General features: G+C 68.1%; 11 protein-coding genes. 5 read left to right on the forward strand and 6 right to left on the reverse strand.

All coding sequences use genetic code 11. The features are described 5' to 3' along the window. Positions 1-35: 35 nt before the first annotated feature. Entirely contained in the window at positions 36-509 is a 474-nt protein-coding gene (locus FHR38_RS15175; RefSeq protein ID WP_184535288.1) for a helix-turn-helix domain-containing protein, read from the reverse strand. A 157-nt stretch (positions 510-666) separates the two neighbouring features. Next, entirely contained in the window at positions 667-1,608 is a 942-nt protein-coding gene (locus tag FHR38_RS15180) for an aldo/keto reductase (protein ID WP_184535289.1), read from the reverse strand. Positions 1,609-1,712: 104 nt separating this feature from the next. On the opposite strand from FHR38_RS15180, the gene FHR38_RS15185 reads away from it, so the two are divergent. Further along, on the forward strand, positions 1,713-2,117 hold the full coding sequence (locus FHR38_RS15185; RefSeq protein WP_184535290.1) for a MerR family transcriptional regulator: 405 nt from the start codon (positions 1,713-1,715) through the stop codon (positions 2,115-2,117). On the opposite strand, the gene FHR38_RS33220 is transcribed toward FHR38_RS15185, so the two are convergent. After that, entirely contained in the window at positions 2,114-3,385 is a 1,272-nt protein-coding gene (locus FHR38_RS33220; RefSeq protein WP_312882160.1) for a DUF418 domain-containing protein, read from the reverse strand. The genes FHR38_RS15185 and FHR38_RS33220 overlap by 4 nt on opposite strands. A 122-nt stretch (positions 3,386-3,507) precedes the next feature. Here FHR38_RS33220 and FHR38_RS15195 point away from each other — a divergent pair, with 122 nt between their 5' ends. Continuing rightward, on the forward strand, positions 3,508-4,272 hold the full coding sequence (locus tag FHR38_RS15195) for a TetR/AcrR family transcriptional regulator (protein ID WP_184535291.1): 765 nt from the start codon (positions 3,508-3,510) through the stop codon (positions 4,270-4,272). Here FHR38_RS15195 and FHR38_RS15200 read toward each other — a convergent pair. Then, positions 4,262-5,017, reverse strand: a complete 756-nt coding sequence (locus FHR38_RS15200) for a VldE C-terminal domain-containing protein (protein WP_184535292.1) — start codon at positions 5,015-5,017, stop codon at positions 4,262-4,264. The two genes, FHR38_RS15195 and FHR38_RS15200, sit on opposite strands and share 11 nt — an antisense overlap. Positions 5,018-5,186: 169 nt before the next feature. After that, the gene (locus FHR38_RS15205; RefSeq protein WP_184535293.1) at positions 5,187-6,974 is read right to left on the reverse strand and encodes a hypothetical protein; all 1,788 of its coding nucleotides are present in this window, start codon (positions 6,972-6,974) and stop codon (positions 5,187-5,189) included. 328 nt (positions 6,975-7,302) lie between these two features. Between FHR38_RS15205 and FHR38_RS15210 the strand changes: the two genes are divergently transcribed. Together FHR38_RS15210 and FHR38_RS15215 are read left to right on the forward strand one after the other, a co-directional pair. Further along, entirely contained in the window at positions 7,303-7,878 is a 576-nt protein-coding gene (locus FHR38_RS15210; RefSeq protein ID WP_184535294.1) for a snapalysin family zinc-dependent metalloprotease, read from the forward strand. 154 nt (positions 7,879-8,032) lie between these two features. Beyond that, positions 8,033-8,791 (forward strand): ABC transporter permease, encoded by a 759-nt coding sequence (locus FHR38_RS15215; RefSeq protein ID WP_184535295.1) that lies wholly within the window; start codon positions 8,033-8,035, stop codon positions 8,789-8,791. Here FHR38_RS15215 and FHR38_RS15220 read toward each other — a convergent pair. Then, positions 8,788-10,635 carry a VanW family protein gene (locus FHR38_RS15220; RefSeq protein ID WP_184535296.1) on the reverse strand — a complete coding sequence of 616 codons (1,848 nt, stop codon included), beginning with the start codon at positions 10,633-10,635 and terminating at the stop codon, positions 8,788-8,790. The genes FHR38_RS15215 and FHR38_RS15220 overlap by 4 nt on opposite strands. Before the next feature lie 265 nt (positions 10,636-10,900). Here FHR38_RS15220 and nudC point away from each other — a divergent pair, with 265 nt between their 5' ends. Continuing rightward, on the forward strand, positions 10,901-11,860 hold the full coding sequence (gene nudC / locus FHR38_RS15225; protein WP_246446550.1) for an NAD(+) diphosphatase: 960 nt from the start codon (positions 10,901-10,903) through the stop codon (positions 11,858-11,860). Positions 11,861-11,913 lie beyond the last annotated feature (53 nt).

The raw sequence follows: 11,913 nt of genomic DNA on the forward strand, positions 1-11,913 counted from the left end.
ACCGATGCCGCACGCCTAAAGCGACGGTGAGAAGATCACTCGTATATCCCCAAATCGTCCTGTTCGGCCATCAAGGCTTCATATGCCTCGCGCTGCTCTTGGATCCGTCGTCGACGGTAGGCGAGGACATCTCTTAGCGCTATTCGCCGATGAGTGCCCACCTTGTGTGACTTGATCGAGCCTTTGTCGAGCAAGCTGATCAGCGTCGGTCTCGACACGCCCAGCACTCGCGCGGCCTCACTGGTGGTGAGCTCTCGCGCGACTTCGCTTACGACCAAGCCGTCTCCACGGTCCAGAACGGCGCTTACTTGCCTTAATAGATCGACCACGAGGGCGGGCAGGACGACAGATCCCGCGCTGCCGGCTGCTATGCGTACGTCGCCGTGTGGATCGATTTGAGCGAGGAGGGTGAAGAGGGACTTCAGTGCGTCGTGTTCCGGGTTGTCCTTCCGGTGGGCTGCCTCGGAAAGTCGGAGCGCCGTTGCTTCCAGCGTCGTCGCCGTTGCCATGATCCACTCCTCGCTGCGGGGCCTGCTTTGCGGGGCGGGATTCGTGCACCTAGTTTGCGCGTCACTTGCAGTATCCGCAACTGACTTTGACTTATTTCACCTGGCAGTAGCCTAGTTGACAGCCAGCTTCTTCGCTGCCCGGTCGGTAGGTGCGGCGTCAGGCTGGCTCGTCCAGGCGGCGGCGCTGCTCGACGGTCAGCGCCAACTCGCGGGCACCCAGCGCCTCGTCCAACTGCGCGATGCTGCTCACCCCGACGATCGGCGTCGCGATGGGATCGCCCCCGGTGAGCCAGCTCAGCACCACCTGGTTCCGGGTGGCTCCCACCTCGTCGGCGATCTCAGCCAGCACCGCCAAGCGGCGGGTCGTCCCGGGGTGGTCGTACGCCTCCGGGAATGGCCGGTCGGCCCGGGTGTAGCCGCCGTTGAGCAGGGACGTGTAGACCCACAGGATCAGGCCCGGCTCACTGCGCAGATAATCCAGCGCCTCCGGGGAGACCAGTTGATGTCCGGCGTCGGGCAGCACCGCATTCGGTCGTGGCTGCACGTACGAATAGCGAAGTTGCACGGCGGTGTAATCAGTGATGTTCTGTTCCCGGGCGATCTGGCGGGCCCGCTCGATTCGCCAGATCGCGTGGTTGGACGCCCCGAGCCGGTCCACGACTCCGGCGTCGACCAGCCGGCCGAACGCCTCGACCGTCTCGGCCAACGGCACCGCGCGATCGTCTGCGTGTGCCCAGTAGAGGTCGATTCGGTCGGTGCCGAGCCGCTTCAGGCTGAGCCGTACGGCGTCCTCGATCGCGGAGGCCGACAACCCCTCGGCCGACTCCGGCCAGTTGCCCGGCACCGTTGGCTGCTGACGTACCTTGGTGCTGATCCGGATCCGGTCGCGCACCCCGGGACGCTGGGCCAGCCATCGCCCGATCACCGTCTCGCTCTGCCCGCCGACACCGCTCGGATCGGACCAGAACGAGTAACAGTTCGCCGTGTCGATCCAGACACCGCCGTGCTCGACGAAGTGGTCCAGCAGGGCCATCGAGGTGGTCTCGTCCACCTTGGTCCCGAAGTCCATCGCGCCGAGGACGAAGTCACGTCCGCTCATTTCCGTACTCTCCTCCGTGGTTGGTGGGGAGTTCCCACCGTGCCCGCTGGAGCGCGCTCCAGGTCAAGTCGTCCTGTCGAATTCCGGGTGGCAGGCTTGGTGGGATGCGGCACTACTCCCCGGGCGAGACCGTCGAACGGACCGGCTTCAGTATCGACACTCTGCGCTACTACGAGCGGATCGGACTGCTCGCCGACGTCGCGCGGAACGCCAGTGGGCAGCGGATCTTCACCGAGGACCATCTCGCCTGGCTCGACATTCTGCGGTGCCTTCGGGACACCGGAATGCCGATCGCCCAGATGATTCGGTACGTGGAGTGTGCCCGGGATGGGGACGAGTCGTTCGACATCCGCATCGCCCTGCTGGAGGAGCACGATCGGCAGGTCGAGCAGAAGATCGCCGAGATGCGCGACCAGCAGGAACACCTCCGAGGAAAGATCCAGTGGTATCGCCTGGCCCGGCAGCGCACCGGAGAGTCACCAGCCGAGGCGGGCCAGGCAACGGTCTAGCGTGATTCGGCCCGGTGTTCGGCGACGGTGTTGGGGCTGACAACGGTGTCGTGACCGGCGGGGGTCGGTCCGGTGGGCTCGACCGGGGGTTGGTGTCGGGGCGACGCGACGATCGCCGGCCGCTGGGCGTTGGTGAGCCAGCGCAACACCCACTCGACGGGGCCGTAGCGGAACCAGCGCAGCCACAGTGCGCTCCCGGCCAACTGGACCGCGAAGACGACCGCGACGAAACCGAAGAGCGCCAGCGGGGAGAACGTGCCGGCGAGGCCGAAGCCGATGCCGGTGAAGGCGATCAGACCGAGGGCCGACTGGGCCAGGTAGTTGGAGAGGGCCATCCGGCCGGCCGGGGCGAGCGCGGACCGTACGAACGCGGTGCGTGGATTGTGCATGATCCGCAGGAGGGTCGCCACGTAGGCGGCGGCCAGCAGGGGTGCGGTGGCGACGCTGGCCGCGACGGCGAGGGTGTTGCCGTTGCCGCCGCCAGTGGCGTAGGCGATCGATCCGAGCAGCCCGACGGGGAAGCCGATCCACTGGATCCGGCGCAGGATCGGTTCGTTGCCCGATATCCGTGCCAGCCACTGTCGGCGACCGGCGACCATGCCGAGCAGGAACAGGGCCAGCGCGGTCGGTCCCTGCATGCTCACCGCCTGGAGGACCAGCAGCGGTAGGCCCGCGAGGCGTGCCTCGAAGTTCGACCCCCACCCGCCGAGCAGCGCCTGTGTCGCCTGCTCGCCGTTGGCCAGCGCCTCGGCCGGTTCGGGCAGGAACGCCGAACTGTCGAGGAACAGGGAGCTGGAGACCATGCTGAGCAGCACGACGGCGTAGAGGCCGACCGCGATCCGGATCGCGGTGCGGTCGGTCACGTTGCGCAGCAGGAACAGGACGAGACAGACCACGGCGTACGTGGTCAGGACGTCGCCGCCGTAGAGGAGGGCGATGTGTAGGGCACCTATGGCGAAGAGTCCGACGATTCGGCGGAGCATCCGCGACGAGAAGGCGGCCCCGGCTCTCCGCGCGGAGTCCATCTGCAGGGTGAAGCTGTATCCGAAGAGGAACGAGAAGAGCACGTAGAACTTCATGTCGATGAAGACGGACGACAACGTTCGGACGACGTTGTCCAGTCCCGAGTCGAAGGCGGGATCGATCGTCAGGTTCCCGGGATAGCCGGAGGCCATGAACGTGACGTTGACGGCGAAGATTCCGAGGAGTGCGAATCCCCGGATCGCATCGACGTCGAGTACGCGTCGGCCGACGGTCTGCGCAGCCACGTGCGTCTCCAATCATTGTGTATGAGGTACACCGTAGAAGATACAGAGTATGGCATACACAATATGAGTGCCAGGGGTCGCGACTAAAGTTGACGCGAACTAGGTGAGATCGGGGGCAATGTATGGCGAACCGGGCTCTTCCCCTGGTGGTGGCCCGGATGTGGGGCCGCGAGACGGCCTCCCGACACGGTCCCCGGCCGAGCCTCGACCTGCCCAGGATTCTCCAAGCGGCGATCGGGATCGCCGACCGGGAGGGGCTGGAGAGTGTGCGGATGAGTAGCGTCGCCGCCGAGGTCGGCATGGCGACGATGTCCCTCTACCGGTACGTCGGCAGCAAGGACGAGTTGCTGACCCTGATGGCCGACATCGCCGCCCCGGAACCGCCCGCCCTCGACGGGCGACCCTGGCGTGACTACCTCGCTGCCTGGACCCGCGCCAACCGGGACTTCCTCCTCGACCGGCCCTGGCTGTTGCAGATCTCCCGTAGCACCCCACCGGTCGGACCTCGAAGCCTGCGCTGGCTCGATCGGGCGCTCGCCGCGCTCGCCGAAACCGGGCTCGGCCTCGGCGAGCGGATCAACATCGCGAGCACGCTCACCGGCTACGCCGCCAGTCAGGCGGCCCTCGTCCTGAGCATGGCCACCGGCCGAACCACGGCCGGCGGCGACGATGCGATCAGCGGGATGGTCGGCTACAGCGACGTTCTCAGTCAGGTCCTCGACCCAACGGACTACCCGGAACTCGCCGTCGCTGTTCGCTCCGGTGCGTTTGGTGCCGCCGAGGAGTGGGTCGACGAGGGCGACTTCACCTTCGGACTCGACCTGCTCCTCGACGGCATCCAGACCCTGGTGACCCGCCGCGACGGCGGTTCGGAGGTCAGGTGGTGACGGCGACGTGTACGTGGTCGTAGTGGCAGGCCGTGACGGGCGGCCGTTTACCGCTGCAACCTGACTGGGCGTAGCCCTTCCAGTTGCCCCTCGGCGAGTAGACCTTGCCTCGCCACATCACGTGGTCGATCTTGTACTTCTTGTGGTTCTTGACCAGCCAGGCGCGCATCTTGTCGCCATCGGACTTGTTCGAGCCCTTCGCGGCGGTGCCACCCGGGCCGTACATCAGATCGCAGGCCCGGCCACTCGGGTGGTACGGATAGCTGTCCGGAGCCCGGTAGCAGCCAATCCGGTCCCACTTGAAGCCGCCCGCCTTCGCCTTGGACAGCATGGCCCGGTACAGCTTGCACATCTTGCTGGTGGTTCTGCTCGGGCACTTGGCCTTCGCGGCAGTCGTCGTGGCGGCCGATCCCGTCTTTGCCGCATCGGTCTTCTCGGCGGCCGGTCCCGTCTTTGCCGCATCGGTCTTTTCCGCGGCCTCGGTCTCCGCCGAGTCGTCCGCGTCGGTCATCTCCACGCCGTTCGGCTGGACGGTGCCACCGATGCCGCCGAGGGTGTCCGTCGGGTCACCCCAGACGGTTGATCCGGATCCGGCCGCCGGGTAGGAACTGGTCGTCCCGACAATGGTTGTCGGCTGTCCGGACGACTTGGCGGAGACCAGGTTCGACGTGCCGACGATCGCTGCGGCGATCGCCAGTATCGCGAGAAAGAGAGGTAGGGCCTTTGTCCTGAATGTTGTCACCACGATTGGCTCCCAAGGGGAAGTAACGGTCCATCGATCGCGCCCGGCCGACAGCGCTTGACAGCCAATCCACCTGTTCCGTTGCCCTCTTACAAGGCGGAAACGGAGTCCCGGACTGATCCGGACGATCGCGGGTACGACGTCCTGTTCCGAACAGTTCCACCGCCGCTGCTCAGCGACGGGTGAAGGTGAAAACCTCGTGCTTTCCGCCCCTGCACCGCACCTGGATGAGTTGAGCTCCAGCGTCGTCGGTGGCGAAGACGGCACCGATACAGTTTCCACTGGCGCTGGCCGCCGACCGGATGCGGAAGCCGACCGTAGGCGAGGTGACCGGTTCGATGACGAATTTCTGGTCGGCCCGACTGTTGTCACAGTCGTCCACCGCCATCAGCACCTCGTCGATCTTCCCGCCACCGTCGACGGTCACGCAGCCGATGCCCCACCGAGGATGGTCCGCCTTGATGCGGTAGACGTTGCCGCTGACCCCTTCGAGAACCATTGTTGGCGAGGCGGTGGCGCATGGGTATTGGCCGATCACCAACCGCCCCGAGTCGGTGTAGAGCTGAGGTCCCTCGCCGACGCAGAAGCCGGTGTGCGACACCTTGATCCGGACCGGTCCGACCGGTGGTCCGGACGGCTTGGGGGTGGTCGGCGTACTGGCGCTCGGCTTGGGCTTGGGCGTCGCCGTCCTGGTCGGCGCTGCGGAGGCGGTCGCGCTCGGCTCGGCCGTCTCCAACCCCAGATCAGGATCCATGGAGATATCGGCGACGACGCCCGGGTCGCTGGCCTGATGGGTACGGTCGTCGCGTAGGAACCTCGCGGTCGCCCCGATGGCGATGAGCGTCATTATGAACACCAGCACCCCGGAGAGCACCCGGGCCGACCAACCGGTGCGATACATGATCGGCGGGATCAGCCAGCGCAGTCCTGCCGGACGGGGCACCTCGACCGCTGGGTCGTAGCGGTGCAGGCCCACCCACTGTTCGCTCTTCTGCTCGGCCACGGTGGACGCCAGCTTCCCGTCCGCGAACACCGGCACGGTCTCGTGGGTAACCGGCGTGTCCGGTACGGGACTGTCCCGATCAGCGGCTACGACAGCTGGCTTGGCGACCTCCGACGCTGGTGGTGGTAGTACCGACGGTGGTGGTACCGACGGTGGTGGTGGTACCGAGGGTGGTGCTGCGGCCGGGGACGGTTCCACGTCGAGCGGAGCAGGCTGCTGCGGCGCATGGCCGTCCGCCTGTTCCGGCTTCGCGGGGGTGCTGGCGGGCTGGCCGGAGACCGGGGTTGCCACACCGGGATCGACGAGATCGGCCCAGGCGGCGGTCAGCGGGTCCAGGTGGTCGACCCTGCCGAGCATGGTGGGTTGCTCGGTCAGCCACGACCCGGGAACTGCGGTCGGATCGGCCGCTGCTGCCGCTGTCTCGGCCGGTTTTGCTACTTCGGGCGTGGGCACCGGGGCTGTCGGCGCGGGCTGGCTGTTGGTAGCTGGACCGCTGGTCGTCGCCGGATCACCGTGGGTGGACGTACCACTGGTCGCCGCCGGATCACCGTGGGTGGGCGTACCGTCGGTCGTCGCCGGATCGGTGGCAGTGGGCGGTGCCGTCGGTGCCGGGATGATGGTCGGCACGGGCTGGGCGGTGGCGACCGCGATGCGTCTGCGGGCGGCCAGCCAGACCGCCACGGTGGCCTCGTCGCCGCCACAGGCCCGGACGAATGCGGCGACCACGTTCTCCCGGGGAAGGGTGGCCCGTCCCAGGACGGCAGCGGTGGTGCTGTGGGGCAGTACGTCCCCGGCGGTTTCGGCCCGGCGTTGAAGTTGCCGATAGGTCAGCCCCGACCACTGCTTGAGAGCCCGCATCGCCGCGACGAACTCCGGTGGTGAGGTCGCCCCCTGAGGCCCCGGAGCCGTCCCGACCTGCTCGATTGGGTCTGTCCCGCCGTCGTCGCGCCCCGGCACGTCCGCCTCTCCCTGTCGGTGCGGGGGGCGAAACATCCTGACTCGGCATGACGTTCGACTTCGATGCCGTCCCCCGGGTCGAATCAGGGTCAATATTCCATCGCCACCCGAGTATGTAAAGGGTTGTCGCAGCACGTCCGCCGCGTTCGGCGAATTGGAGACAGCGAATGGGATTGGGACGCCATCTGGTCGACCTGCTATCCGGTGTCCGCCTGATGCATGCGGTATGGGGCGAATGCTATGGGCGGCTGACGCGCACCTTGCTTATGTTAATGCTCATCGATCAATGATGCCCTTTGGGTGCCCCGTACCATTTCGAGGAGTCCTCATGCGCAGACGACAGGTACTGCGGCTCGCCGCAGGCGTACTGGCAGCCGCGCTGTCGATCGCCGGTGTCCAGTCCGGCGCCAGCGGCGTAGCCTTCGCCGATCCCGCTGTCGCGGTCCGTACCGTCTACTACGACGCGAGCCGGGCCGGCGAGTTCACCACCAACTTCACCCAGGCCGCCGCGATCTGGAACAGCAGTGTCTCCAACGTACGACTGGTGGCCGGCACCCCGGCGAGCGTGACCATCTACGTCGACAACGGTTGGCCCCGGGCGTACGTGCAGGGCCTCGGTCGGGGCCGGGTCTACATGGGCTGGCAGGCGGTCAACCAGGGGCACGACCGGACGCGGATCGCCACCCATGAACTTGGTCACATCCTCGGCCTGCCCGACCGTCGTACCGGCCTCTGCTCGGATCTGATGTCCGGCAGCAGCGCCCCGACCTCCTGCCGCAACGCGTATCCGAGTGCGGCCGAGGCGACCCAGGTCGACGCGCTCTTCGCCAACGGTCTCGCGCCGGCCCAGCTCACGGCCGACACCGCACCAACCGGCACGGCCCACGTGTGGAGCAACGGCTAGCGCACCGGACACGTGTGGAGCAACGGCTAGCGCGCCGGACCAGTCCGTAGGCGCGGCGGCACACCCCATGGCCGACATCCCGCCGGCCGGACCGCCGCCGTGACCTACGCGACAACGAGGCGTACCGGCTCGTCGCGTCGGTCAAGATGCCGCGATGGGCAGTAGTACCTCGGTCGACGTCGGTCCGACGCTTCTCGTCGTACTGGCCGTGCTCGCCGCCGTCGGTGCGGTAGTCGTCCGGTGGGCCGGCCTCGGGCCCGGGCGGACGGTACTGACCGCCACGCTCCGGGCCACCCTGCAACTCGCTGCCGTCTCGTTGATCATCGTGGCGGTGCTCCGAGCCTGGTCGACGACGATCGCCTTCGTCCTGGTGATGTACGTCGTCGCGGCGGTCACCTCCGCCCGCCGGATCAGCGACCTGCGCACCGGCTGGCTCGCGGCACTGCCCATCGCGCTCGGCGTGGCACCCGCGCTCGCCCTCCTGCTCGGCACCGGCGTCCTGCCCGGTACGCCCCTGGTGGTGCTGCCCACCGCCGGCATCCTGATCGGCGGCGCGATGACGGCGACCAGCCTGGCCGGTCGGCGGGCCCTCGACGAGCTGCGGCAACGCCACGGCGAGTACGAGGCCGGCCTGGCCCTGGGCTTTCCTGAGCGCGTCGCCGCACTGGAGATCTGTCGCCCGGCCGCCGGCCAGGCGCTCGTCCCCGCCCTGGACCAGACCCGGACGGTCGGGCTGGTCACCCTGCCCGGCGCGTTCGTGGGCGTACTCCTCGGCGGGGCCAGCCCGGTACAGGCCGGCGTGACGCAGCTCGTCATCCTGGTCGCGCTGCTCGCCGTGGAGGCGATCGCCATCGGCGTGGTGGTGGAGTTGGTCGCCCGGGGAGCCGTACGGGCTGCCGACGCCCCGAACTAGTTGGGCTTCTTCTCGCAGCGGTAGCGCGGCTCGGCCTCGTACCGCCAGGTGAACTTCTCCCGCCGGATCTCCTTGCCGTCCTTACGGAAGATGCGCCAGGCGTCCTGGGTGAAGCCGTCGATGCCGTTCGTGGCGATGCAGCTCGGCCCGGGTTCCAGGTAGACCGTTTCCGGCCGGGTGATGCTCCGGCGCGGGCTCCACTGGGTGGTCACGCTGTCGTAGACCTTGGTGCTCCAGATCGACACGGTGATCGAGTTGTTGGTCACCGCCGTGTCGATGATCAGCCCGTGCGGGGTGTCGTTGCGGAACTTGAAGTCCAGGGTCGGGTAGATGATGGTCGACTCGATCACCGACGGATACGAGCTGAAGTAGTAGGAGTGCGGCTTGTGCTGCACGTCCTCCAGTCCGGCGTAGTAGGTGGCGTTGAACAGCGTGGTGGTGAACTGCGAGATACCGCCACCCACGCCCGGCACGAGCTTGCCGTCGGAGATGACCGCCGCGTCCCGGTAGCCCTCCGCGTAACCCCGGGGCCCGGTGTGGTTGTTCAGCGAGAAGGTCTCGCCCGACTTGACCAGCGCACCGTCCACCTCCTCGGCGGCCAGCCGGATGTTGTGGCTTCGCGGATGGGAGAGACCGCCGGTGAAGTAGGTGGTGAAGCTGGAGACCTTCTCCTTGATGCCCAGGGTGGGCAGCTCATCGTCGGTCACCTTGGGTTGGACCGCCTTGAGCGTGCCCTTGACCTCGCGACCGACGCCGTTGGGCAGCACCGCCAGCAGGTCCCGGCTGAGCGCGGCGGTGTCCACCTGCCGGCCGCTCTTGCTGGTTACCGGGTGCAGTTTGCCGCCCTGCACGGAGTAGGTGGCGTCCTTCGGGGCCACCTCCACCTTGGCGAGCTGTCCACTGATCGCGGCGCGGAGCTTCTTCTCGTCCACCCGGGGCGTGATCTGCCCGTACTTGTCACCGGCGAGTACGAGGCTCTTGGCGATCGCGGCGGGGGAGATGGTGAGCTTCCCCTTGTCGGTCTCGACCGTGACCGGTGCGGCCACCGCCGGAGTGGCGAGCTGGGCGATGAGGCGGTCCACCTCCTCGGTGCTGGTCGCGGGTTGGACGTCGACCACGGGTATGGTCACCGGCTCCCCGCTGAGCCAACCAGTGCGGACCGCCTGCGCTGATTGTTCGGGGTTGAGCCCTTTACCTGGCTTCGGGTAGACCGCTGTTGGTGTGGTGCCGGTGAAGGTGACACGCGGCACGGTCATCTCCGGGCCAAGCTCGCCAGCGACCTTGCGTAGTTCCGTGTCGAGCCGTTCGGCGTCCACGGTCACCACCGGCTCGACCTCGCGGGAACCGAAGAGCCGGCTGAGCGGGTTCGCCTCCGCCTTCAGGCTCGCGGCCACGGTCGCATCCACGTCCACAGCGAGGCCGACGTCGGCGGGCTTGATCTGAGCGGTCTTCTCCCCGATCCGCACCGTCACCGGCGCGTCGAGGGTCTGCGCCCGGCGGGTCAGGTCGGCGCGCAGCGCCTCGGCGGCCTCGGTCCGGCTCTTGCCACCCACGTCGACCCCGAGTACGACGGTGCCCCGGGGCACCTCACCGGAGTACGCGTAGGCGGTGGTCACACCGATGGTGGCGAGCACGACGGCGGCGGCGCCACCGGCGATCAGTGCCTGACGGGTACGACGACGTGGTGTCCGGTTGTCCGGGGCCGTGCCCGCTGGCCCGGCCGGTGTGGCACCACCACCACTCGGCCCGGTGGCCGGAACGTCGGCGAACGAGATGGCCTTGACCTGAACGGTCGGTGCCTCGTTGGCCGGGACCTGCTTGTCGCCGTACAGACTCACTCGCAACCTCGTTCGGGGCTACGACCGGCGCCCGGGTTGACCTATCCTCCCGCGCCGGCCACGACACTGAATGACTACGGTAGCCAAAGATCTGGGCGGGACCGAGTACGAGGCCCGGCCCACCGCATCGACCAGCTCACTTGATCAATCGGCCAGTAGGATTGTCGGGCACGGTCCGGGGCAAACGACGCGCGGTAACCGTCGAGCCGGGACAGGAATCTCGGCACCCTATCCTCGCAGAGCGCGAGGACGATGTGCGAGCGTGAGGCGCATGACGGTAAGGGCGGCGAACTCATCCGCGAAGACGATGCCCCAGCAGTCCCTCACCTATGGCGGCGGCTGGCTGGACCGGGCGAGCGGATCGCGTACCGATCCGGCCTGGCTCGCGTCGAAGCTGGCCAGTCCCGGCGCGCGGATCATCCCCATGTGGCGGGACCAGTGCCTGGTGACGGGGGAGTCACCCATCCCGGTGCGGCTGGCGGCCACCGAAGCGGCCGAGGTGCTGGCCGTCGCCGCCGAAGGACCGGTGTTCCTGGGGCTCGACGGTCCGGACGGTGTGTTCGCGGTGGACCTGTCGGCTCTGGCCGTGACCAGGGCGGTCGAGGTGACCGGTGCCGACCGGGTGCTGGACGTACGGGCCCTGGTCGGGACACTCAGCCCGAGCGAGGCGGCCAGCCACGCGTACGCCCGGGGCCTGCTCTACTGGCACCGTCATCAGCGGTTCTGTGGCACCTGCGGCGGCCGGACCGACACCCGTGATGGCGGACACCTGCGGGTCTGCCCGAGCGCGGACTGTGCCCGACTGTTCTTCCCGCGCATCGAACCCGCCGTCATCGTTCTGATCGAGGCACCGGAGGCGCCGGACCGTTGCCTGCTGGCGCAGCACCGGGGCGCGCCCGAAGGGGCGTATTCGCTGCTGGCCGGGTTTCTGGAGATCGGCGAGAGCCTGGCGGACGCGGTCCGACGCGAGGTTGCCGAGGAGGCGGGCGTACGGCTGGCTTCGGTGACGTACCAGGACTCGCAGGCCTGGCCGTTCCCGGCGGGGCTGATGGTCGGGTTCCGGGCAGTCGCCGCCACCGAGGAAATCTCGGTCGACGAGGACGAGTTGGTGGCGGCACGCTGGTTCACCCGGGCGGAGCTGCGCGAACGGGTCGCCGCTGGGCATCAGCTCGATCGCCCGGACTCGATCGGCCGGCAGCTGTTGCAGGCCTGGCTCGACGCGGGCGACTGAGCCGGGACGCGGGTCAGTTGACTCCGAGCCGGGTCAGTTGACTCCGAGCGGGG

The sequence above is a fragment of the Micromonospora polyrhachis genome (assembly GCF_014203835.1).
GTDB lineage: Bacteria > Actinomycetota > Actinomycetes > Mycobacteriales > Micromonosporaceae > Micromonospora_H > Micromonospora_H polyrhachis.